The 23731-nt window shown below is 46.2% G+C and carries 18 protein-coding genes; 14 read left to right on the top strand and 4 right to left on the bottom strand.

What is annotated here, in order from left to right:
• Positions 1-2: 2 nt before the first annotated feature.
• The 6 genes from mnmA to IEV16_RS08315 all read left to right on the top strand — a co-directional run bounded on the left by mnmA (position 3) and on the right by IEV16_RS08315 (position 6880).
• Entirely contained in the window at positions 3-1118 is a 1116-nt protein-coding gene (mnmA, locus tag IEV16_RS08340) for a tRNA 2-thiouridine(34) synthase MnmA (RefSeq protein WP_188365240.1), read from the top strand.
• Complete coding sequence (gene hflD, locus IEV16_RS08335) at positions 1115-1735, top strand: high frequency lysogenization protein HflD (protein ID WP_188365239.1); 621 nt, start codon at positions 1115-1117, stop codon at positions 1733-1735. Before mnmA ends, hflD begins: the two co-directional genes overlap by 4 nt.
• A 122-nt stretch (positions 1736-1857) precedes the next feature.
• Positions 1858-4521 carry an aconitate hydratase AcnA gene (gene acnA / locus IEV16_RS08330; RefSeq protein WP_188365238.1) on the top strand — a complete coding sequence of 888 codons (2664 nt, stop codon included), beginning with the start codon at positions 1858-1860 and terminating at the stop codon, positions 4519-4521.
• Positions 4522-4567: 46 nt separating this feature from the next.
• Positions 4568-5551 (top strand): DUF1207 domain-containing protein, encoded by a 984-nt coding sequence (locus IEV16_RS08325; protein ID WP_188365237.1) that lies wholly within the window; start codon positions 4568-4570, stop codon positions 5549-5551.
• A gap of 197 nt (positions 5552-5748) precedes the next feature.
• Positions 5749-6414 carry an MASE2 domain-containing protein gene (locus IEV16_RS08320; RefSeq protein WP_188365236.1) on the top strand — a complete coding sequence of 222 codons (666 nt, stop codon included), beginning with the start codon at positions 5749-5751 and terminating at the stop codon, positions 6412-6414.
• A 19-nt stretch (positions 6415-6433) separates the two neighbouring features.
• Positions 6434-6880: a GGDEF domain-containing protein gene (locus tag IEV16_RS08315; protein ID WP_188365235.1), complete on the top strand. Its 447-nt coding sequence runs from the start codon at positions 6434-6436 to the stop codon at positions 6878-6880.
• On the opposite strand, the gene dapB is transcribed toward IEV16_RS08315, so the two are convergent.
• The 4 genes from dapB to IEV16_RS08295 all read right to left on the bottom strand — a co-directional run bounded on the left by dapB (position 6812) and on the right by IEV16_RS08295 (position 11437).
• Complete coding sequence (dapB, locus tag IEV16_RS08310; RefSeq protein ID WP_188365234.1) at positions 6812-7585, bottom strand: 4-hydroxy-tetrahydrodipicolinate reductase; 774 nt, start codon at positions 7583-7585, stop codon at positions 6812-6814. The two genes, IEV16_RS08315 and dapB, sit on opposite strands and share 69 nt — an antisense overlap.
• A 1-nt stretch (position 7586) precedes the next feature.
• A complete protein-coding gene (dnaJ, locus tag IEV16_RS08305) occupies positions 7587-8726 on the bottom strand; it encodes a molecular chaperone DnaJ (RefSeq protein WP_188365233.1) in 1140 nt (379 codons plus the stop codon).
• 87 nt (positions 8727-8813) lie between these two features.
• Positions 8814-10751, bottom strand: a complete 1938-nt coding sequence (gene dnaK / locus IEV16_RS08300; RefSeq protein ID WP_188365232.1) for a molecular chaperone DnaK — start codon at positions 10749-10751, stop codon at positions 8814-8816.
• A gap of 68 nt (positions 10752-10819) precedes the next feature.
• Positions 10820-11437: a nucleotide exchange factor GrpE gene (locus tag IEV16_RS08295; RefSeq protein ID WP_188365231.1), complete on the bottom strand. Its 618-nt coding sequence runs from the start codon at positions 11435-11437 to the stop codon at positions 10820-10822.
• A 107-nt stretch (positions 11438-11544) separates the two neighbouring features.
• Here IEV16_RS08295 and recN point away from each other — a divergent pair, with 107 nt between their 5' ends.
• The 8 genes from recN (at position 11545) to ubiT (ending at position 23696) form a co-directional block, all read left to right on the top strand.
• Positions 11545-13212 carry a DNA repair protein RecN gene (gene recN, locus IEV16_RS08290; protein ID WP_188365230.1) on the top strand — a complete coding sequence of 556 codons (1668 nt, stop codon included), beginning with the start codon at positions 11545-11547 and terminating at the stop codon, positions 13210-13212.
• Between the two features lie 250 nt (positions 13213-13462).
• On the top strand, positions 13463-14653 hold the full coding sequence (locus IEV16_RS08285; RefSeq protein WP_188365229.1) for an IS4 family transposase: 1191 nt from the start codon (positions 13463-13465) through the stop codon (positions 14651-14653).
• Between the two features lie 361 nt (positions 14654-15014).
• Positions 15015-18113, top strand: a complete 3099-nt coding sequence (locus IEV16_RS08280) for a choice-of-anchor Q domain-containing protein (RefSeq protein ID WP_188365228.1) — start codon at positions 15015-15017, stop codon at positions 18111-18113.
• Between the two features lie 397 nt (positions 18114-18510).
• Positions 18511-19704, top strand: a complete 1194-nt coding sequence (locus IEV16_RS08275; protein ID WP_188365227.1) for a hypothetical protein — start codon at positions 18511-18513, stop codon at positions 19702-19704.
• A 76-nt stretch (positions 19705-19780) separates the two neighbouring features.
• Positions 19781-20776, top strand: a complete 996-nt coding sequence (gene ubiU, locus IEV16_RS08270; RefSeq protein ID WP_188365226.1) for a ubiquinone anaerobic biosynthesis protein UbiU — start codon at positions 19781-19783, stop codon at positions 20774-20776.
• On the top strand, positions 20773-21666 hold the full coding sequence (gene ubiV, locus IEV16_RS08265; RefSeq protein WP_188365225.1) for a ubiquinone anaerobic biosynthesis protein UbiV: 894 nt from the start codon (positions 20773-20775) through the stop codon (positions 21664-21666). Before ubiU ends, ubiV begins: the two co-directional genes overlap by 4 nt.
• A 6-nt stretch (positions 21667-21672) precedes the next feature.
• Positions 21673-23199: a UbiD family decarboxylase gene (locus IEV16_RS08260; protein WP_188365224.1), complete on the top strand. Its 1527-nt coding sequence runs from the start codon at positions 21673-21675 to the stop codon at positions 23197-23199.
• Complete coding sequence (gene ubiT / locus IEV16_RS08255) at positions 23172-23696, top strand: ubiquinone anaerobic biosynthesis accessory factor UbiT (protein ID WP_188365223.1); 525 nt, start codon at positions 23172-23174, stop codon at positions 23694-23696. The genes IEV16_RS08260 and ubiT overlap by 28 nt, the downstream gene beginning before the upstream one ends.
• The last annotated feature ends 35 nt before the right edge of the window (positions 23697-23731 follow it).

Here is a 23731-nt window from a genome sequence, read left to right as displayed (position 1 = left end):
CAATGTCCGAAAAAATCATCGTGGGCATGTCCGGTGGCGTTGATTCCTCGGTCAGTGCCGCCCTATTACAGCAACAACATCCCAATCAAGTCGCCGGACTGTTTATGAAGAACTGGGAAGAAGATGACACCAGCGACGTCTGTACTGCAGACGAGGATGTCAAAGATGCACAAGCCGTGTGCGACCGGTTAGGTATTAAACTACATCGGCGTAATTTTGCGGCTGAATACTGGGATTATGTGTTCAGTGAGTTCTTGGAAGAATATCAAAAAGGCCGTACACCAAACCCAGATATTTTGTGTAACCGGGAAATAAAATTTAAAACTTTTCTCGATCATGCCGATGATTTGGGCGCTGAATTTATTGCCACCGGTCATTATGTGCGTAAAGCCGAATGCAATGGTCAGTATCAGCTGTTAAAAGGTGTGGATTCCAACAAAGACCAAAGTTATTTCCTGTATGCCATTCAGCAACATCAGCTGGCACGTAGTTTGTTTCCGGTGGGTGAAATAGAAAAGCCCGAAGTCCGCGACAAAGCCGCTGAGTTGGGTTTATCCGTGCACGATAAAAAAGACTCCACCGGTATTTGTTTTATCGGCGAAAAGCGGTTTCAGAATTTTTTAAGCCAATACCTGAAACCCAATCCCGGTGAGATTGTCACCCCAAAAGGCACTGTGGTCGGACAACATAATGGACTGATGTACTACACCATCGGTCAGCGACAAGGATTGGGTATCGGCGGCGTCAAAGATGCCCTACCAGAGCCCTGGTTTGTGATTGCCAAAGCCCATAACAAAAACCAACTTATTGTGGGCCAAAGTGACCATGAACACCTGATTTTGGGTCATCAATTACACGCTGATCAGATCAATTGGATCAGTGGTCTCGCCCCTGAATTTCCACTTATTTGTCAGGCTAAAATACGCTACCGCCAACCGGATCAGAACTGTACCGTGTCACAGTCTGACAATGGTCAGTTAACGGTTTATTTTGATCAACCGCAGCGTGCCATCACACCGGGACAGTCGGTGGTATTTTATCAGGACAACGTCTGTTTAGGCGGTGCGGTAATCACCGATTCTGATATATTAACCTCAACCTGTGAGTTACAATCATGAGAGATCAAACCATCGCCTTAGCCGGTGTTTATCAAGCGGCGGCCTGTGCCCATGAACTGGCTCAGTCAGGCGCCGTCAGTCGCCGCGATTGTTTTGCCGGCAGTATTGAAAGTTTATTTGTGGTTAATCCTGAGTCCACCCCGGCGGTGTTTAATCACGATATGAACCGACTGTCTTTGGGTTTAAGGACCCTGATCAAATCCTTTAACAAAGACAAAGCCTATTTAAACGTGATTAAATATGTTTTGACTCTGTTAAATTTACAATCAAAACTGATGTTGAATGAAGCCATGGTTAAACAGATTCAGCATGGCATTCAACAGGCCCAACACCTGGGTCAATTTGATGAGAATGAACAGGCTGTTATTGAAATTCTGGCCGCCACCTACTCCAAAACCATCAGCCAACTGCAACCCAGAGTGGTTATCGCAGGACAACCCTATCACCTAAAAAATAAAGAAGTTACGGAACGTATTCGCGCGATTTTACTGGCCGGCATCCGCTCCGCGGTTCTCTGGAAACAAGTCGGCGGCAGTCATTTTCAATTATTGTTTAAGCGCAAGGCCCATATCCAACAAGCCGAACAGTTGCTGAAACAACCGCTGCTGTCCTCATAAGCGATTTTAAACAGTACTCAGACTGTTTTTTCCACGGTAAAAATGCGATAATACCGCGCTTTTTAGCGGTTGTCCGATGTGGCAGCCGATTCTTTAATTTAATGACTTAGGGATTCCATAAAATGAGTGACACATTAAAAACGGCCATGCAACTGGCTGTCAACAATAAAAATTACCGTTACTACAGCTTAGCCAAACTTAATGAGCAAATCAATATTGCACATTTGCCGTTTAGTTTGAAAATTTTATTGGAGAATTTACTGCGTCATGAAAACGGTGTGGATGTCACTTTTGAGGACATTCAGGCCCTGGCACAATGGGATCCACAAGCTCAACCGGCCACCGAAATTGCTTTCACGCCATCGCGGGTGGTTCTGCAGGACTTTACCGGCGTTCCGGCGGTGGTGGATCTAGCCGCCATGCGCGATGCCATGAAAAGCCTCGGTGGTGATGTGCAAAAAATCAATCCGCTGTCCCCCGCCGAACTGGTGATTGACCACTCGGTACAGGTGGATAAATACGGCACTGCGGATGCCGCAGAACGCAATACCCAAATCGAATTTGAGCGCAATAAAGAACGTTATGGCTTTTTAAAATGGGGTCAGTCAGCTTTTGATACTTTTAAAGTGGTTCCACCGGGTAATGGTATCGTGCATCAGGTTAATCTGGAATACCTGGCACGGGTGGTTTTTGGTGCCGAACAAAACGGTGAACTCACCGCTTACCCGGATACTGTGGTCGGTACTGACTCCCACACCACCATGATTAATGGTCTGGGTGTGCTGGGCTGGGGTGTCGGCGGTATTGAAGCTGAAGCGGCTATGCTGGGTCAGGCCATTTCGATGTTGATTCCGCAAGTCGTCGGCTTTAAATTAACCGGTCGCTTACCCGAAGGCGCCACGGCCACCGACCTTGTATTAACTGTGGTCGAAATGTTGCGTGAACATGGTGTGGTCGGTAAATTTGTCGAATTCTTTGGCTCAGGCTTACAGCACTTACCACTGGCAGACCGGGCTACCCTGGCCAATATGGCCCCTGAATACGGTGCCACCTGTGGTATTTTTCCGGTGGATGATGAAACATTGCGTTATTTAACCCTGTCAGGTCGCAGCGAAGAACAGGTAGAATTAGTCAAACAATACGCCAAAGCCCAAGGCATGTTCCACGATGAGAACAGTGAAGATGCTGAATATACAGCGGTTCTTGAGTTAGACATGAGTACCGTGGTACCCAGTATTTCAGGCCCGAAACGTCCGCAGGATCGCATTGTCTTAACCGAAGCCAAAGAAAAATTCCAAAACCTATTTAATGCTTTTGAAAATGGCCGTGACAAAAAATCCATACCGGTTAAAGCAGAACGCGGTGAATACCACTTTACAGATGGCGACATTGCTGTGGCCGCCATCACCTCTTGTACCAACACCTCGAATCCCGCTGTGATGCTCGGTGCAGGTTTGCTGGCTCGCAATGCCGCAGAGAAAGGTCTGACAGTGAAACCCTGGGTGAAAACGTCTCTGGCACCCGGTTCAAAAGTGGTGACCCATTATTTACAATCAGCCGGTGTATTAGATGACTTGGAAACCCTCGGTTTTAATGTGGTGGGTTTCGGTTGTACCACTTGTATCGGCAACTCAGGTCCCTTAGATCCGGCCTTGTCGAAAGCCATTAATGACAACGATTTGGTGGCCACGTCTGTATTGTCCGGCAATCGAAATTTCGAAGGTCGAATCCATGCGGATGTGCGCATGAACTTTCTGGCTTCCCCGCCTTTGGTGGTCGCCTATGCGATTGCCGGCACCATGGACATTGATGTTCAAAAAGACCCACTGGGACAAGACCATGAGGGCCGTGATGTCTATTTAAAAGACATCTGGCCAAGCAACCATGAAATTGCCGACACCATACAGAACAATGTCTCCAATGACATGTTTGCCAAAGGTTATGACGGTGTTTTTGAAGGTGATGACAACTGGAAAAATGTCAAAACTTCAGCCTCTGAGTTATTCGACTGGCAGGATGATTCCACCTACATTAAAAACCCACCCTACTTTGAAGGCATGACCTTGGATGTGGCCGGGATCAGTGACATTAAGGGTGCCCGGGTTTTGGCGAAACTGGGTGATTCGGTCACCACTGACCATATTTCTCCGGCCGGTTCCATCGCCGAGGACTCCCCGGCCGGTCGCTATCTGAAGGCCAAAGGCGTTGACAAATCCGAGTTTAATTCCTACGGTTCGCGGCGGGGTAATCATGAGGTGATGATGCGCGGCACCTTTGCCAACATTCGTCTGCGCAACCAACTGGCTCCGGGCACCGAAGGCGGCTGGACCCGCCATCAGCCCAGTGATGAGCAAATGAGCATTTTTGATGCTTCAATTAAATACCAAAAAGACCAAGTGCCCCTGGTGATTATTGCAGGAAAAGAATACGGCACCGGTTCTTCACGTGACTGGGCGGCCAAAGGCACCAACCTATTGGGTGTGAAAGCAGTGCTGGTGGAAAGTTACGAGCGCATTCACCGTTCTAATCTGGTTGGAATGGGTGTCATTCCGTTGCAATTTAAAGCCGGTGAAAGTGCGGAAACTTATGATTTAACCGGTCATGAAACTTATGACATCACCGGCTTGGAAAACGGCAACAGCAAAACCGCACATATCACCGCTCACCGTGAAGATGGCAGCACCGTTGAATTTGATGTGGATGTGCGCATTGACACGCCCAAAGAGGTGGAGTATTGTCGTCATGGTGGAATTTTGCATTATGTGTTGCGAAATTTAGCCCAGTAAATCATGATAACCTGCCGGGCTGATCAGTTCGGCAGGTTTTTAAATTATGAAAACGGTTTTTTTCTTTCTATTAATCACTGTCTTAAGTTTTTCGGTTCAGGCCGAAAAACAACCAGTACCCCTGGCTGATGCTTTGCAGGCATGCAGTGAAATTGAAAGCGATTATGGTCGTCTGGTGTGCTATGACAATTTAAGCAAAGCCCAAAATCAAAACGCACAGTCAGATCAACAACACCCATCCGAACAAGCCAATGAGCTGTCTCAATCAAACACCCAAACCTCACAATTGCCGGTATTAATCGCTGATTTGGATGAAGCCGGTTTTCGTTACAGCCTGGGTCGCATGGATTTGTTGGGTGAGGAATTTGATGCCATGTTGGTGGGTTTGGGGCATCGGGTGAATGTGGCTGATTTTTCACTTTTTGAACAGCCTGAAATCTATTTGAATGTGTTTGGTCAAATCCGGGCGCAGTTTGATGTGGAAGAACTGAGCACCCGCAATAACCGTGGTGGTGCATTAATTAATACCGATTTCACCGTCGGCGGCGAACTGGTTCAGCACCGGCCTGACTGGTCATGGCGCCTGTCTTATCGCCACCGCAGCACCCATTTGGGCGATGAATTTTTAATTGAAAACCAGGATTATCTCAGCAAACGAACAAACCTGTCTTACGAAATCCTCAAGTTTCTGGCTTTTAAATCGCTGGGGCAATGGGATGTTTATGCCGGTGGCGGCTTTATAACCCGTATGGAACCCGGTGGACTGCATCCGCTTCAGTGGCAAGCCGGCTGGCAATACCGAGGCGATGAATCCGCAGATTTTATGCCCCTGTTGGGCATGGATTTTTCGGCCTGGCCGGAAGCCGATCGAGCCATTAATCTCACACTGCGCGCAGGACTCAGAATCAACAAATGGTTTAATCGGCCTGTTGATGTATTTTTAGAATATCAGGAAGGTCACGCCCCTTACGGGCAATTTTACACCGAAGATTTTAATTATTTTGGCTTAAGCCTTTATAATCACTGGTAGAGACCTCTGCATAAGTCCGGGTTTTTGGAAAATAGAATTAAAAAAGCCAAAGTTCAAGGCCGGGAAATTAATCTACATTCAAATTTTTGACCCGAAAATGTCCAAGTCATCTTGTGAAAGCCCCACCGAGTGATAAGTATTCACCTAACAGGACAGACTTTGGATATAATAAAAAGTTGATTGTATTAATGAAGCGAATGAGGCTCCCTTTTCAAACGGTAAAAACATCAAAAAGGCTGAGTCACTTAAGCCGTCTCCCCAAAGCCATCTATCCGATGCGTATACTGGGTATGCTTATGGCGGCCATCGCCATTGCCAGTGTATTAATAGAAATGAAAGCGGGTCTCGCCCGTTGGTTTTGGCTGCTGCTGAGTTGTATCATCTGGCCGCATCTGGCCTATTTCCTGACCCGGATTAGACCAAACCCTTTTAAAACTGAAAAGTTTAATTTAATGATGGATTCGGTGATTGCCGGTTTCTGGGTCCCTTTGATGGGTTTTAATCTGTTGCCTTCGGTATTATTAATTTTGCTCAACGTTACCGACAAAGTAAATACCGCCATTAAAGGCATCTGGTGGAAAGCCCTTGTAGTATCATTGGTGACCATAATAATGGTGGCGTGGTTATACAAAGGTCCATATCAGCCGCAAACCAGTCATTTTGTCATTCTCGGCTGTCTACCCTTGATTATTATTCATTTCACCGTTGTGAGTTTTAATGCACATCGGCTGATTCACCGGGTACAAACTCAAAACAGACTTTTGAACAAACTCAGTCAGCAAGATGATTTAACCTTGTTATTTAATCGCCGAACCTGGCAACAAAAAACCCAATCTTTATTTAGACACCCACAATTTTCGTGAGGATAAACCACTGACCTTAATGCTGATTGATGTGGATCAGTTTAAATCCATCAATGATAAATTTGGCCATGCAGTGGGTGACGATGTTTTGATCAATGTGGCACAAATTATTTTAAGCCAATGTCCTGATGATGCCATTATTGGGCGACTTGGTGGCGATGAATTTATCGTGGTGATACCTGAAGGTTTGCAAAACGCTAAGCAATTTGCCCAAAACATTAACGCTGCGGTTAATAACCTTGATACGATTATAACTGACTTACAATGCTCGGTCAGTATCGGTTTAGCCACCCTGACGAAGGGTGAACAAGATATTAGAAGCTGGTTTGAAGCCGCCGACAAAGCTTTGTACAAAGCCAAAAAAAGCCGGTCGCAACACGTTGATCGGATACGAAAATTAAGCCAATATAATCGCATTCAAATCGTACAAGCCGTTGTCTTGTTGCACCAACCACTTAGCGGCTGAAACGGCCCCTTCAGCGAATAAATCACCGTTTTTGGAAACATGTTCAATCGTTATTGTTTCGTTGGGGAAATCACAATAAATTTGATGGGTGCCGGGTACTTCTGCTTCCCGAACTGATGTGATCTCAATGGTGCCGAGCGTGAATCGGTTATGATCCACCACCATTAAGTGCTGACTGTCGGATAAACTTTGTGCCAGGGCAATGGCGGTTCCCGATGGGGCGTCTTGTTTGTGTTGGTGATGGGTCTCTGTAATCCGGTATTCACCGTTATGATTTTTTTGTTTAAAAACCTGCAATAAGTTTTTGATTATCTGTATATTTATCGAAAAATTAGCCGCCCATAATACCGGTATAAAGTGACCGGCCTGACTGATGCGATCAAATTGTGACTGACTTAAACCGGTGGTGCCACTGACCAAAGCAACCTCATTCATGACACAATAATCCACCACCTGATCAAAACATTTACTTTGAGAGAAATCGATCACCACATCAGCTTGCAAACCAGAAAAATTACTTAATATCGGTGCTTGATGACTGGCATTGTGGCTGACTGCGGACAGCGGTTTACCTAAAAATGTATTTTCAGGGGATGTGATACCTGCCACAATATGGATGGTCGCTTGTTTTTGCAGTGCGTTGACAAGCCGTCGGCCCATACGGCCGGTAACACCGGATACGATGACCCGCAAAACCTCTGTCATATCAGCCGGTGACCTTGTCTAAAAATGATTTAACGTTGTCAAACCAGCCCTTACGTCTGGGATTATTCTTATCACCGGCCTGTTTAAGGCTGTCATCAAATTGCTTCAAAATTTCTTTTTGTTCATGGCTAAGGTTAACCGGTGTTTCCACATGAACTTTACAGAATAAATCGCCGGGACTGTGAGAACGCACCGACTGAACACCCTTCCCGCGAAGTCTAAATTGCTTACCAGACTGAGTTTCTGCAGGCACCTTGAGCTTAACTGCTCCAGACAAAGTCGGAACATTCAACTCGCCACCAATACAAGCGGTGGCAAAATCCACCGGAATTTCGCACAACAGGTTATCCCCCTGACGGGTGAATATATCATGCGGTTTAACGTGGATATCCACATACAAGTCACCGGCCGGTCCGCCTTGTGGACCGGCTTCACCTTTGCCGGTTAAGCGAATGCGGTCACCTTCGTCTACACCCGCGGGTATATTCACTTTAAAAGTTTTGTTTTCCTGACGACGGCCCTGACCGCCACAATGGCCACAGGGATTGCTGATGCTGCTGCCTTTTCCGCGACAATCGGGACAGGTTTGCTGCACTGAAAACATACCCTGCTGCATGCGCACCTGCCCCACACCACGACAGGTTTGACAGGGACTGGTTTTGCCGTCTTTTGAGCCGCTGCCATGACAGGGTTCACAAGGTGACATGGTGGGCAGCGTAATGTCTTTTTCAACACCTTCTATTGCCTCTTCCAGTTCTATGGTCATCTCCACCTGCATATCACTGCCGCGTTGTGGCCCCGCTGAACGACCCCCACGGCGCCCGCCGCCAAAAATATCACTGAAAATATCGCCGAAAATATCACCCACATCACCGTGAAATCCACCACCAAAGCCTCCGGGACCTCTGCCGTTCTGACCTGAGACAGCATCAAAACCGTACTGATCATACATTTGGCGTTTACGCTCGTCGCGCAGAATTTCATAAGCCATTTTGGCTTCTTTGAATTTTTCCTGTGCTGCCGCATCATCACCGGCACGATCGGGGTGGTATTTCATGGCCAATCGGCGATAGGCTTTTTTGATGTCTGCCTGACCGGCGGACCGACTGACTCCTAAAATTTTGTATAAATCTTTACTCATGCGGTTTTGTTTGTGCGCTTGGTTATTTCACTGAAAAAGCCGGCATAAAAAACTCATACCGGCTTTTGTTATCAGCTGATCTTATGTTCAGCCTTTTTTCTCATCATCCACTTCTTCAAATTCGGCATCGACCACGTCATCGTCACGGCCATTGTCAGAGGTCTGACCCTCACCACCGGCAGAACCGGTATCAGCCTGACCTGCCTGGGCAGCCTGAGCCACTTTTTGCATTACCGGTTGCATCGCTTGCTGAAGCGCTTCACTGGCTGACTCAATGGCGGATTTGTCATCTTCTTTCATGGCTTTTTCGGTATTTTCAATGGCAGATTCGATGCTTGATTTTTCACCATCATCGATCACATCCTTATGCTCATTCAGCATTTCTTTGGCGGAATGAATCATGGCATCCGCTGAGTTGCGGGCCTGAACCGTTTCATGAAATTGCTTGTCTTTTTCAGCATTTAATTCTGCATCTTTAATCATTTGTTCGATTTCTTCATCGGACAAACCGGAACCGGCTTTGATTTCAATGCGTTGCTCTTTACCGGTGGCCTTGTCTTTGGCGGAAACATGTATAATGCCGTTGGCATCAATATCAAAGGTCACTTCAATCTGTGGCATACCGCGTTTCGCCGGGGCAATGCCTTCTAAATTAAACTGACCCAGTGATTTATTGGCACTGGCCACTTCTCGCTCACCTTGTAAGACATGAACAGTGACCGCTGACTGGTTGTCTTCGGCGGTTGAAAAAACCTGAGACGCTTTGGTCGGCACCGTGGTATTTTTCTCGATGAGTTTGGTCATCACACCACCCAGGGTTTCAATACCCAAAGATAAAGGTGTCACATCCAACAGTAAAACGTCTTTCACATCACCGGACAGTACGCCACCCTGTACTGCAGCACCCATGGCGACCGCCTCGTCAGGATTGACGTCTTTACGGGGTTTTTTGCCAAAGGTTTGTTCTACAATTTCCTGTACAGCAGGCATACGGGTTTGACCACCGACCAGAATCACGTCTGAAATTTCATTCAAAGAAATACCGGCATCTTTTAAGGCGGTCTCACAAGGGCCGACTGTTCTTTTCACCAGGTCGGATACCAGTGATTCAAGTTTTGAGCGGGTGATTTTAATGTTCAAATGTTTAGGACCTGAAGCATCAGCCGTGATGTAAGGTAAATTAACTTCTGTTTGGTCTAACGAAGACAACTCAATTTTGGCTTTTTCTGCGGCTTCTTTTAAACGCTGTAAAGCCAAAGGATCGTTGTGCAGGTTGACACCCTGGTCTTTTTTAAATTCTTCAACCAGATAATCCATCAAGCGGTTATCAAAGTCTTCACCACCTAAGAAAGTATCGCCGTTGGTGGCCAACACTTCAAACTGTTGCTCACCGTCAATATCAGCGATTTCAATAATCGAAATATCAAAGGTACCGCCACCCAGGTCATACACTGCAATGGTGCGGTCGCCGCCTTTTTTATCCATACCATAAGCCAAAGCCGCAGCGGTCGGCTCATTGATAATGCGTTTAACTTCCAAACCGGCAATTTTACCGGCATCTTTGGTGGCTTGGCGCTGCGAGTCGTTAAAGTAAGCCGGAACAGTAATGACCGCGGCTTCCACTTTTTCACCCAGGTAGTCTTCAGCGGTGGCTTTCATTTTTTCCAAAATACGTGCTGAAATTTCCTGCGGTGCCATTTTTTTGCCACGCACCTCAACCCAGGCATCACCATTATCGGCGCCAATGATTTTATAGGGCACGATGTTCTGGTCTTTTTTAACCACATCTTCATTAAATTTACGGCCAATCAGGCGCTTAATGGCAAACAAAGTGTTTTCAGGGTTGGTCACAGCCTGTCTTTTGGCAGACTGACCCACCAAAGTTTTACCCTCGTCGGTAAAGGCAACAATCGATGGGGTGGTTCGATCGCCTTCTGCATTTTCTATCACCTTGATGTCTTTACCTTCCATCACGGCGACACAGGAATTGGTGGTTCCTAAATCAATACCTATTACTTTTGACATGTTAAATATCCTCTGATTTTAATTTTTTAAACTGGTTACTATCTATGGACTGGTTGATAGAATTCAAGCTATTGGGCCACCACAACCATGGCGGCACGTATAACACGGCCGTTCAATAAATAGCCTTTTTGAAAAACATCCACCACCGTATTTTTTTCATGGTTTTCAGATTTCACCATGCTCATGGCTTCATGAATGTCCGGATCAAATTTTTCACCCATCGGATTGATGATTTCGATGCCGTATTCTTGCAACACTTTGGTCATCGATTGTTGGGTGTTTATGGTGCCCTCAACCATGGCTTCCACCGTCACTTCAACTTGATCATCATGGACAATTTCCAAAGCTTTATCAAAACTGTCCATCACCGGAATCATGGCCTTAATTAATTTCTCATTGGCATATTTACGGGTATTTTCCAATTCACGTTGTAAGCGTTTTTGGGCATTCATGCCTTCAGCGGCCACCCGCAGGATTTCTTCATCCTTGGCAGCCAATTGCATCTCTAAGTCTTTAATTTGATGCATCAATTCATCTGTTTGCGTTGATTCGGATTCAGGGTGGTTGACCACTTCAACCTCATCGTCGGTGGTGTGTTCCGCCTCTTCATTGGTTTCATCCATGTCCATATCAGACTCGTATAAGTCCTCGTTCTCATCATCTATGTTGCGTTTATTGTCCGTCATAATGTTATCTAATAATGAATGAATGGCTGTGATATAGTGATAGCAGATGACAATTCAAGTCACGCTGGCTAAAATAACCATTTAATTTCAACCCTGTTAAGACCCACATGTTGCAATCCATTTACATCAAAAATTATGTGCTGATTGAACAATTAGAGATTGATTTCAGTCCACACATGACCGTGTTTACCGGAGAAACCGGCGCCGGTAAATCAATCACCATAGGTGCCCTGTCGTTGGCATTAGGCGCGCGGGGCGATACCGCTGTGATTGGTGCGTTTGGTGATGCTTGTGAAGTGGTGGTGACTTTTGATGTTTCAGGTCACATCAGTGCTCAACAATGGTTGAAGAATAACGATTTTGAAGATGACAACCTCATGATTCGCCGCACTTTAAATAAACAAGGGCGCAGTCAATTGTGGATTAACGGCAGTCCGACGCCGGCCCATTTAGTCAAAGAACTGGGGCGCTATCTGGTACAAATTCACGGCCAGCATGATCAGATTAAACTTTTACAAAGTGCCACCCAACGGCAACTACTCGACCGCAGCGGTCATTATAAGGAACTGCTCACCGAAATCGCTGACATCACAAAAGCCTTAAACCAATTGGATGCGGAAACACTGGCTTTGCAACAAGCCGGATCACTCTCTACCGAACAACAACAATTACTGGATTACCAATACCAGGAACTGCATGAATTGGATTTAAAAGAAGGTGAATACGAACAATTACACCAGGACTTATTACAGGTCAGTCATGCCCAGGACATTCAGCAAGCCTGTCAGCAAACCATTCATGACCTCGATGAAGCTGATCATTCCGTACGGCATTTATTGGCGCAACACATTAACCAACTTAAACACTTAAAAGGTTTCGACGCCGCCCAGGTCTGTCAAATGCTTGATGAAGCCTTAATTAATGTTCAGGAAGCGGTGCAGTATTTAACGGATTTTGCTGAAAACATTGAACATGACCCCGGGCAGCAACAATCCATTGAACAGCGATTGGAACAAATTACCCGCATCGCGCGCAAACAAAACACCACCGCTGAGCAACTCACCGATCATCAACAACAACTGGCTGAGCAACTTAATCGCCATCAAAAGCAATCAGAGCAACAATCGCTACTGGATAAAAAACGCCGGGACTTAAGACAACAATACCATGATGTCAGTTTACGCCTGACTCAGGCCCGGCAACAAGCCGCCAAACAACTGGCTGCTAAAATCACGGCTATGATTCAACAGTTAGGCCTACCCGAAGCCCAATTAAGCATCAACGTTAATCCGACTGACTTCAACAAAGACAGTAAACCACAGGTATTTGGCTTAGACCACGTCGAATTTATGATTGCCGTGAACAAGGGTCAGTCACCCCAACCTTTAAGTAAAACCGCATCGGGCGGTGAATTGTCACGGATTTGTCTGGCCATCGAAGTGGTGGGACAAAACCATGATCACACAGCCTTTGTGTTTGATGAGGTCGATACCGGCATTGGCGGCGCCACCGCCTCCAAAGTCGGTGGCATTATGCGCAACCTCAGTGAACAACACCAGGTCTTTGCCGTCACCCATTTACCGCAAGTGGCCGGCCAGGCCCATGACCATATTCTGGTGTCAAAATCCAGTGACCAGAGTCACGGCCTGACCCGCTCAGCCATTCAACACCTCAACCGCGAACAACGTATTCAAGAACTGGCGCGTATGGCCGGCGGCGAAACCATCACCGAAACCACCCTCGCCCAGGCCGAGGAATTTTTGAAAACAGGATAGCAAGCCATAATCAATATTGGTCAGGTTTTCAAATAGCCCATAAACCAGTAAAAAAGCCGAATCACAATCATGGTTCGGCTTTTTTATTGCAAAGAACATATTTTGAATCACTACTGTCCCAGCGTTGAAAAAATAAATGGTCGTAAGCCACTGTATTCTCTACAAAAAACGCCTATTTAGCAAGGGCATCGACTTGAACGGCCTTAAACGACTTAAAATCAAATCATTTTATGATTTTAGGTGGTTGCCAATGTATACAGGAAAACTCGTTTTTGCTCAGTTGATGGAACATCTTCCAATGAAAATATTTCGCCGTTGTGTACAAACTTATAACGGCAACCATATGGTTAAATCATTCAGTTGCCAGGATCATTTTCTGTGTATGTCTTTTGCTCAGCTAACTTACAGAGGAAGCTTAAGAGAAACAGTTACTTGCCTGTTATCACACAAATCCAAACTCTATCATATGGGGATACGTGGCGGTATAGCACGCAATACACTGTCCAATGCCAACAAAGTACGAGATTGGAGAATTTATGCTGACTTTGCTCAAGCGTTAATAAAAATAGCCAGGCCATTGTACGCTGAAGAAGATTTGGGGCTTGATTTGGACAACACGATTTATGCCCTTGATGCATCAACCATTGATCTGTGCCTTTCGGTTTTTCCATGGGCACGATTTCGTTCAACGAAGTCAGCGGTAAAGTTACATACTTTGCTTGATTTGAAAGGTAACATTCCTGCTTTTATCCATATCTCAGATGGCAAGATGCATGATGTTAATATCCTTGATATTTTGATTCCAGAAGCCGGTGCATTCTACATCATGGACAGAGGTTATTTAGACTTCGAGAGATTGTTTACTATTCATCAGACTGGTGCCTTCTTTGTTATTAGGGCAAAAAAGAATACTTCATTCAAGCGGCAATATTCACACAAAGTGACTAACGAAGACAAATTAAAAGGTATTAGATGTGACCAAACGATTGTACTCGCCGGAGTTGATGCAAAAGTGAATTACCCTCAGCAACTGAGGCGTATCAAGTACTATGACAGTGAAACCGATAAAACTTTTAACTTTTTAACCAATAATTTTATCGTTCCGGCAATGACAATAACCCAACTTTATCGCTACCGCTGGCAAGTTGAACTTTTCTTTAAATGGATAAAACAACACCTGAAAATAAAGTCATTTTTCGGTGTAACTGAGAACGCAGTAAAAAGTCAAATCTGGATTGCTGTATCTGTTTATGTCCTTATAGCCATCATAAAAAAGCGTCTTAAGCTAAAATTAGAGCTTTACACAATTTTACAGATTTTAAGCTTGAGCCTGTTTGAAAAAAACGAACTAAATCAATTGCTTACAAATTCCGAATACAATAACGATAATGACGACAGCTCTAAGCAATTGAATTTATTCGATTTAACGTTGGGACACTAATGATTTTGAATGATTGTTTTGTTTAAAGATTCAAGGTCCTACAAAAAAAATTAAATTCTTTGTCCTCCTTCAGCCAATTCTATCGTTTACGTTAATAAATTGATCAATTAAAGAAATATGTAGTAAATAAAAACAAAACTTAACGAATACTTATATAGCGAACGGAGGAAATCATATGTTTATTGAATCTTACTTATTAAAGCTCAGACACTGTGTGACAGGTCTGATTCGTGCTGTTACAGCCACAGCTGTACGCATAATCCGGCTGAAAGTAACCAGCAGAGCCCATTACAGTTTGGCAAAACGAAATCAGGACTTGCCCAAGTTCTCAGGGCTTCGACACGTTTCTTGGCCCCAGAACATGTCAGAAACTTCAGATTCCTGTGGAATCGCACCGAGCAGGCGTGCATCCGACACCCATCGCAGCGAGGAGTCTGTCAAGCATTCGTTGTTGGCCTACCCTCGCCAACCCGCCTTCTTAATCGGGCTGTTTTTTGCATGCTTGTTTGTCACTGGTGCGCTACAGGCACGGATTTGCCATGTTGCGCCAAATGTTGTGTTAGCCTACGGCGACAGTTGGAACAACCCAATGCCGTTTAGTGCTGCCTTAAGCGACGATACATGTGAAGAAATCTGGCTGAAACAGGGTGTCTACAAAGGAAGTTACGACTGGTACAGAGGGGATATTTATGGGGGGTTTGTTGGTACAGAAACAGTGCGCGAAGATCGCAACCCCGATCCGGAAACTAATGCCACGGTGATAAGCGGTGAATCCTCATTGGTACCCGGCGAATTTGTTAACCATGTGCTTGAGGTAACGGCAGCCATTCATGTAATGACAATCGATGGGGTAACAATCCGTGATGGCAAAGCCGACACGACTTACACTTCGGAAGAGGAAGACAAATCGGGCGGTGGGCTTTTGTGCCTTGGCAGCTGTAAGCTGAACATCAACAATGTGCGTTTTGTCAACAATTACGCTGAATTCTACGGCGGTGCCGTTGCCATCATGGAGCCCAGCAACGTGACGATCTCCAATACCGAGTTCCTCAACAACGAAGCCGACAAGGATGGCGGCGCGGTTTACATACAAAAGCATACCTTCTACAGCAGTACGGCCCAGTTAATCAATGTCACCGCAACAGAAAACATAGCTTACCGAGGAGGCGTAATCGCCTCCCGCTTGAAGGAGAATACTGAAAATAATCTCCAGATGTTCATCAGTAACTCGACATTCCACAACAATATCGCCGCTGAATCTGGTGGTGCAGTGGCCAACCTGGCAGATCAATATTCGGAACACGGTTCTCAACTCGCGATGATCCTGTCAAGTGTCACCTTTACCGGCAACACCGCAGGCCATGGTGGCGCTGCAATATACAACAAAAATTATCATCAACAATCTGGAAACATCCCCAGCCCGGTTGAGATTGTCATCGAGAATTCGATCCTGTGGGATAACACCAGCGAGAGCGGTGCACCGGGTTCTGCCAACTGGGTGATACGCAACGACGGATCAGGCACCAGCACAGACATCTCATGGAGTATTTTGCAACATGGCTGCGACGGCAATACCTGCAGCAACCTGTCGCTGCTCGATCCGATGCTTGGGCCGCTAGGTCGACATCGCAGCCCCACCCGGGTGCGTGTGCCCGACGTGGGCAGTCCGGCTGTGGACAATGGCGCGCCTGTTTGTGGCCTTGAGGACCAGCGTGGTGTGTCACGACCGCAGGATGGCGACCACAATGGTAGCACGCTCTGCGACATGGGCGCAGTCGAGGTTGCCGGTGATGCCGGTGTGTGCCGGGTCTCAGCCAATCCACCGCCTGCAGGCAATGGCTCGACCTGGTCAAGCACCATGGATATACAAATCGCACTCAACGATCCCACCTGCGAGCAACTGTGGCTGGCAATGGGTCTCTATAAACCCTCGTCCGGAACAGACCGCAGCATCAGCTTCCGGATCCGGTCCGGGGTTGAGGTGCTGGGCCACTTTGTCGGCACCGAAACCGATCCCGGCCAGCGCAAGCTCAATCATGGCATGTATGAAACAGTGCTGTCGGGGGACATCGGCGGAGCTGCGGACACCGACAACAGCTACCACGTTGTTGTCTTTGATGGCGCCAGTAACCCCATCAATTTGGATACTGTGCTGGCCGATGTGACGGTAGAAAAAGGGTTCAGTTCGACCGATATTTACGATTATCCAAACAATGTCGGGGCCGGTGTATTCTGCAATGGCTCAGGTGGCCACTGTAGTCCGACCCTGATTAACGTGAAGATTCAGGACAACGCGGCAATCATCGGCGGCGGTATGTGTAATACCGCGGTTGGCGTCATAAGTGAGCCTCAGTTATGGGACGTCGAATTCCACAACAACTACGCTATCAAGGGTGGTGCCATGGCAAATTTGGCCACTCAATTTGGTCGACTGTCCCCGAAGCTGATTAATTTTGATTTCATAAACAATGAAGCCATAGAGTACGGAGGTGGAATTTACAATCAGGCTGATCAAGCCACCATATCCCCCCACCTCATTAGCGGTACCTTTTCCGACAACTCCGCCATTCAACTCGGTGGTGCGGTATATAACAAGGCAAGCACCTCCGGCTGGGTGGACCCCAGATTCAACAACACCCGGTTTAACTCCAATGATGGAGGCCAGGCTGGTGGCGCTGTTTACAGCCTGGGTGAGGTGGGATCGACCGTCCGGCCGGAGTTCCACAACGTGGACTTCTATCTCAACACCGCCAGTTCCGGCGGTGCGCTGTTCAATGCTGATGTGGGACTGGTTGGCGCGGTCATTGCCCAAAGTGCCACCTTCCGTTCTAACCATGCCGTTAACGGCGGTGCCATCTACAACTACGGCAGTGGCAGCAACTATGCCACCAACCCGGCCATGATGAATGTCACCTTTCACGGCAACACTGCTTCCGGAAATGGGGGTGCTGTGTACAACAATGGCAACAATTACGGCCATGCCAGTCCAAGTTTCACCAATGCCACGTTCAGCAACAACAATGCGCAGTATGGCGGAGCCATTTACAGCGACGGAAACAACGGCTACAGCCACACGACGCTGAACAATGTCATCCTATGGCAGAACACAGCATCGCAGGATGCCGGCACGTCCCAGATGGGTGGCAACGATGCGAATGGCACAATCAATGACAGCATCGTCGAAGGCGGCTGTCCCGTTTCGGCCCAGGGCACCAACGCCTGCAGCAATGTCATCACGGCCGACCCCCAGTTGGGCACCTTGGCCGACAATGGCGGCTTTACCTTAACCATGCTGCCCGGCGCTGCCAGCAGCGCCATTGATGCGGGCAATGACAGCACCTGTGCAATCGTTGATCAGCGCGGTACAGCACGACCCCTGGGTGCCCATTGCGATATCGGAGCGGTGGAATCTGCTGTTCAGGCGCCGTCTGACCTCATCTTTAAGAACGGATTCGATTAAACACAGGCACACCGGAATCGATAATCAGCGTACTGGCATTTACGAGGACGGCAGTGAGTCAGGCTGCCGTCCGCACGGTGATAGTGATCCACAGTAAATCAGTAATGCTTGGGCTCCTTATACACTATCGAAATCCTGTTTTATGAAGGATCTCTAATAGTCTAATAAATTTTTGATACTGCTTCGCTAAGTCCCCAAGCTCTTGTTTTTGACGAGGGAATAAAATTGTTTAATAATAAGTCCGCAAGCTATATAATTTACTGAGTAAGCGGTTCATGCTAAATGTTTTAAACTCAATAACTTATTGTTTTGTCGCACAAGAACCAAATGCTTCTTTTATAACCTTTTAGGCAATTATATTTGCTTGATTTTTTAATTACGAATATGGCTCTAGCTTATGAAATTCTTTGTGTTTATGCTTATTTTTCTATACGCCTTGCCCGTTGTGGCTCAAGACTCCGCCGCTGTTAAGAAACAAGAAGCAGATGAAAGTGTTCAGCAGCTTGCTGAAACAATGAACAAATTAATGCGAAAACCCACTGACGCTGAACAGGAATCTATGGAACTACTTGGCCAATGGACCATGCAACTGACAGAGTATTTATTAAATCACGAACAACCCTACGCCCAGGCCATTGGCTTAAACAAAACCAACGCCATTTTACAATCTCAAGCGACACAGATTGATCCCGATACATTACAACTGTTATATCAAAATCACGGACAACATATTAATAAGCTTGTTAATAACGAGACACTCAATATTGAAACACTTCAAATCTTAGAAAACTTGTGTTTTCTATCAGAATTGGATGACCACTGTAATCGACAGGCTTTACTCGATAAGCAGATGCAACTTTATCCCAGTGACTTAAGTGTCTATATACGACCATTACAATTGGCTTTGGAAACCGACAATCAAGATTTAACCGCTAATTTATTGAAAGTCATGAGTGGTACCCAACAGATGACCCATGTCGATTATTTATTACCTGAATTTATCGCTTTAATTAAAGACTATGTTAAAACCAATCCCATCCCTGAAAAGGCTTTAATACGGGAAAAAAATGATCTCATTGCCACCACTGATTTCAGTGAAAAAGACATTCCGACAATGGATGAAAAAATGCCAGATTCTCAAGTTTATATCATGCTAATTAGCATGCAATTGGCATTGCCGTTACCACAGTTTAAGCCCTTAAAAGACAGTTGCCAAAACAATCCCGATTACAGTGCTGAGTGTTTATACATTGCTAAAACAATGATTAACCATGGAAACACAATTATTACGAAAGCCATCGGGCATGTTATTAATATCGCTGTTTATGAACTCAATAACCAACAAGATATGCTGGCCGCCAGCCAGGCTAATCATGAGCGCTTTAAACAGTATGCGGAATGCCTCAGTAAAAGCTACAGCCAAAATAATGATTTTGTTGCAGACTATTTTGATGAAAACTATTCAGAATTATGGTTCACTGCAGAAGATGAACTGACAAGACTGACTAAAATCGCCACCTATCTGTATGAAAAAAGACTCACCGAAGGGGCTGATGAAGCCGTTAACCCTGAAACCTGTATTGTTCAATAAGCGCGATTGACCTACATCAAGGCTAATATTAACTAACCTATCTACACTGTTCAGCACTCTATTATCTGAACATATTATGGAATTGGTTTGTCCGGCGGGTAATTTACCGTCTTTAAAAGCCGCGGTTAAAGCCGGTGCCGATGCGGTTTATATGGGCCTGCAAAATGCCACCAATGCCCGTCATTTTGCCGGCTTGAATTTCACTGAAAAACAGATGACCCAAGGCATTGAGTTTGCTCAAAGTCGTGGCTGTAAAGTCTTTTTAGCTGTTAACACTTATCCTTATTGCCATGATTTAGATATCTGGCAACAGGCGGTGGATACCGCTGCTGAACTCAAGGTCGATGCACTAATCTTAGCTGATATGGGCGTTATGGATTATGCTTGCGAGAAACACCCCGATTTAAACATTCATTTATCCGTACAAGGTTCAGCCACCAGTGCCGCCGCGGTGAATTTTTTTGCTGAACAATTTAATATTAAACGTGCCGTTATTCCGCGCGTTCTATCAATCAAACAAGTGGCACATTTAGTGAATCAATCTAAGGTGCCCATTGAAGTCTTTGGATTCGGCAGTTTGTGTGTGATGGTTGAAGGCCGCTGTTTATTGTCGTCCTATGCCACCGGTTTAGGTCCAAACAATCACGGAGCCTGCTCGCCGGCTGAATTTGTCGAGTGGAAAAACACCGATGACCATTTAGAAACCCGTCTCAATGGCATTCTGATTGACCGGGTGGATAAAGACGATTCCGTGGGTTATCCGGTGATTTGCAAAGGCCGTTATAAGGTCAATGATCATATTGGCTATGCCATCGAAGAACCCACCAGTTTAAACACCTTATCGATTTTAGCCGAATTAAAAACCATTGGTGTGGTAGCGGTTAAGGTCGAAGGCCGGCAACGCAGTCCGGCCTATGTCAGACAAGTGACTGAAGTGATGCGGGCCGCCATTGATGACTGTTTAGAAAAACCGGACGCTTATGAGTTAAAAGACCAATGGAATAAAACCCTGGGTGATTTATCCGAAGGCCAACAAACCACCTTAGGGGCTTATTATCGGAACTGGCAATGACTCAAAGAATACATAAAAAATTATCACTGGCACCCATCCCCTATTTCTGGGATCAAACCACAGTGGAAGACTTTTATCGTCGAACGGCCGATTCACCCATTGATATTGTCTATCTGGGTGAAACAGTGTGCAGTAAACGCCGGGCATTGGGTTTAAGTGACTGGATCAGTATTGGCCAGGATTTGACCGCCGCCGGCAAAGAAGTGGTCTTGTCGACCCTGTCTTTGGTGGAAGCCGCCTCTGAATTATCGGTGATGACCAAAATCTGCAAACAAAATGACTTTGGCGTGGAAGCCAATGACATGTCCGCGCTACAACTACGCACCAGTTATACCAAACCTGAGTTTATCGCTGGTGGTTCTTTAAATATTTATAACCAACGCAGTTTGGATAAGCTTAAATCGCTGGGCTTACAACGTTGGGTGGTACCCCATGAACATAATCAACAGGCATTACACGATTTTGATCTTTCCGGAATCGAAGTGGAATTGCCCGTTTGGGGCCGATTATCACTGGCCTACTCGGCCCGTTGTTTTACCGCCCGCACCCATAACCGCAGTAAAGACCAATGTGGTTTTGTCTGTGACCAATACCCCGATGGACTGGCCATGAAAACCCAGGAAGCGAAAGATTTTCTGGTGATTAACGGTATCCAGACTCAATCTGGCACGATTCAGAACCATTTAGAAGCCATCAACGACAACGCGGTGGATATATTACGCATTACACCTCAACAGAATAACTGTTTTGAGGTGATTGATATTTTTGACCGGGTCAGAAAGCAGCAAATGGGTGTTGATGAGGGACAACAAAAACTGGCCGAATGTACCATCCACCCCATCAGCAATGGCTACTGGCACCGACAAGCCGGAAAAAACTGGGTGGCCTGAACACTGATGGACCTCAATCGCCTGATTAGCCACAGTTTAGATTCTCACCGCAGTGATCATATCCATAGTCTGCGGGATTTTCTTCAATTGCTGAGCGACAACGATGATTTATTGCACATTCATCAAACCGTAGACTTGCGTCATGAATTAACGGCGCTGAGCCATAAAAGTCTGAAGCAACAGGGTCCGGCATTGCAATTTAACAAGCTGAGCAGTGGTCACGTTATGCCGGTCATCGGTAATTTATTTGGTACAGAACAGCGGGTATTACAGGCATTGGGAGTCACCGATAAAGCGCAATTAACCACCCTAGGTCGGCAATTGGCTTATTTACAATCACCGCAGCTGCCCACCGACCTGAAACAAAGTCAAAGCCTGTTGAAACAATTTAAACGCCTCAGCTATATCAATCCCCGAATCATTGACAAACCGACCTGTCAAACCCATGTGCTTAAAGGTGATGCGGTGGATGTGGGTTTATTACCAATGCCCACCTGTTGGCCGAAAGACATCAGTGCCCTTTTGACTTTTGGCCTGGTGATAACCCAGGGACCCCGTCAAAAACGCCAGAACATTGGTATTTACCGGCAACAACCGATTGCTAAAAATAAACTGATTATGCGCTGGCTGGCACATCGCGGTGGCGCCACAGATTTCAATGATTTTAAACAAACCAACCCGGGAGAACGTTTTCCGGTGTCGGTGGTGATTGGCGCCGACCCCATCACCACCTTAGCCGCGGTGTCGCCGATTCCCGATACCTTAAGTGAATACCATTTTGCCGGTTTGTTACGCGGTGCCAAGACCCAGGTGACAGCGGGTGTAATTCATGCGCATTTACAGATTCCGGCCCATGCTGAAATTGTTTTGGAAGGCTATATCGAGCCGGATGAAAGCGCAGCTGAAGGTCCCTTTGGAGACCACACCGGTTTTTACAATTCAGTCGAAGACTTCCCGGTTTTTACGGTCGAAGCCATGACTTTTCAGGACAAACCCCTGTACCACACAAGCTATATGGGACACCCCGGTGAAGATGAACCGTCTGTGATGGCCTCGGTTCTGAATGAACTTTTTATACCGTTGTTACAAAACCAGTTCCCTGAAATCGTGGATTTTTATTTGCCACCGGCGGCCTGCTCCTATCGCATGGCGGTGATCAGTATCCGCAAACAGTATCCGGGACATGCTAAACGCATTATGATGGCGGTGTGGTCTTATCTGCGGCAATTTTCTTATACCAAATTTATTATTGTGACGGATGAAGATGTCGATGTGCGAAATTGGTCTCAAGTGATTTGGGCCATGAGTACCCGTGCCGACCCGGCCCGAGACAGCCTTATTCTGGAACGAACCCCGGTGGATTATCTGGATTTTTCCAGTCCCCAAAGCCGTCTCGGTGGAAAAATGGGCCTTGATGCCACCCATAAATGGCCGGCTGAAACCAATCGTACCTGGGGCCGTCCCATTCAACACGACCACGCATTTAAACGACACATTGATGACCTATGGACACAAATCAACAAAACCCCTTGAAACAGGGCGTACCCCAGTTGCCCGGCATAATGGCCGCGGTTTTGAAAAATTTCCCGCAACGCCCGCAGCGGCTACTGATTGAACTGGCCTTGAACCGGTTTTTTGCCGCGGACTTGCGCGACAATAATCTTGATTTTTTGGCTGATTACACCATTGCGGTGATCATTAAAGATGCCCACATTAACTTTGCATTGCGTTTACACAACAACCGGTTGCAGGCATCGTCAATTCCGGCTCATGTTGATTTAACCCTTTCCACCGATGTTTATACCCTGCTCGAAATGATCAGTCAGAAGGAAGATGCTGACGGCCTGTTTTTCAGCCGGCGGTTAGACAGCCAGGGCAATACAGAACTGGGGTTGTATGTAAAAAATTTTCTGGCTGCATTGGATCCCGATGAATCCCGATACCTTGAGGCAGGTATGAAAATAAGTCGGCATCTTATTCATATCATTAATTTCAAGCACAGCAAATTGACAAAAGTCATTTCATCGTAAGACAAATCCGTTAAACTGTGTCACTTTGTAAATTT

Source organism: Marinicella pacifica, assembly GCF_014636635.1.
Taxonomy (GTDB): domain Bacteria; phylum Pseudomonadota; class Gammaproteobacteria; order Xanthomonadales; family Marinicellaceae; genus Marinicella; species Marinicella pacifica.
The sequence above is the reverse complement of the archived record's forward strand: the minus strand, read 5'-3'. Positions and strand labels throughout refer to the sequence as shown.

Coding starts and splice junctions, on each gene's coding strand:
- IEV16_RS08325 (WP_188365237.1), top strand. CDS start 4,568: ATGAAAACGGTTTTTTTCTTTCTATTAATCACTGTCTTAAGTTTTTCG.
- IEV16_RS08280 (WP_188365228.1), top strand. CDS start 15,015: ATGTCAGAAACTTCAGATTCCTGTGGAATCGCACCGAGCAGGCGTGCA.
- IEV16_RS08285 (WP_188365229.1), top strand. CDS start 13,463: ATGTATACAGGAAAACTCGTTTTTGCTCAGTTGATGGAACATCTTCCA.
- dnaK (WP_188365232.1), bottom strand. CDS start 10,751: ATGTCAAAAGTAATAGGTATTGATTTAGGAACCACCAATTCCTGTGTC.
- acnA (WP_188365238.1), top strand. CDS start 1,858: ATGAGTGACACATTAAAAACGGCCATGCAACTGGCTGTCAACAATAAA.
- dapB (WP_188365234.1), bottom strand. CDS start 7,585: ATGACAGAGGTTTTGCGGGTCATCGTATCCGGTGTTACCGGCCGTATG.
- recN (WP_188365230.1), top strand. CDS start 11,545: ATGTTGCAATCCATTTACATCAAAAATTATGTGCTGATTGAACAATTA.
- IEV16_RS08320 (WP_188365236.1), top strand. CDS start 5,749: ATGAGGCTCCCTTTTCAAACGGTAAAAACATCAAAAAGGCTGAGTCAC.
- ubiT (WP_188365223.1), top strand. CDS start 23,172: ATGGACACAAATCAACAAAACCCCTTGAAACAGGGCGTACCCCAGTTG.
- ubiV (WP_188365225.1), top strand. CDS start 20,773: ATGACTCAAAGAATACATAAAAAATTATCACTGGCACCCATCCCCTAT.
- IEV16_RS08260 (WP_188365224.1), top strand. CDS start 21,673: ATGGACCTCAATCGCCTGATTAGCCACAGTTTAGATTCTCACCGCAGT.
- ubiU (WP_188365226.1), top strand. CDS start 19,781: ATGGAATTGGTTTGTCCGGCGGGTAATTTACCGTCTTTAAAAGCCGCG.
- IEV16_RS08295 (WP_188365231.1), bottom strand. CDS start 11,437: ATGACGGACAATAAACGCAACATAGATGATGAGAACGAGGACTTATAC.
- mnmA (WP_188365240.1), top strand. CDS start 3: ATGTCCGAAAAAATCATCGTGGGCATGTCCGGTGGCGTTGATTCCTCG.
- hflD (WP_188365239.1), top strand. CDS start 1,115: ATGAGAGATCAAACCATCGCCTTAGCCGGTGTTTATCAAGCGGCGGCC.
- dnaJ (WP_188365233.1), bottom strand. CDS start 8,726: ATGAGTAAAGATTTATACAAAATTTTAGGAGTCAGTCGGTCCGCCGGT.
- IEV16_RS08275 (WP_188365227.1), top strand. CDS start 18,511: ATGAAATTCTTTGTGTTTATGCTTATTTTTCTATACGCCTTGCCCGTT.
- IEV16_RS08315 (WP_188365235.1), top strand. CDS start 6,434: ATGCTGATTGATGTGGATCAGTTTAAATCCATCAATGATAAATTTGGC.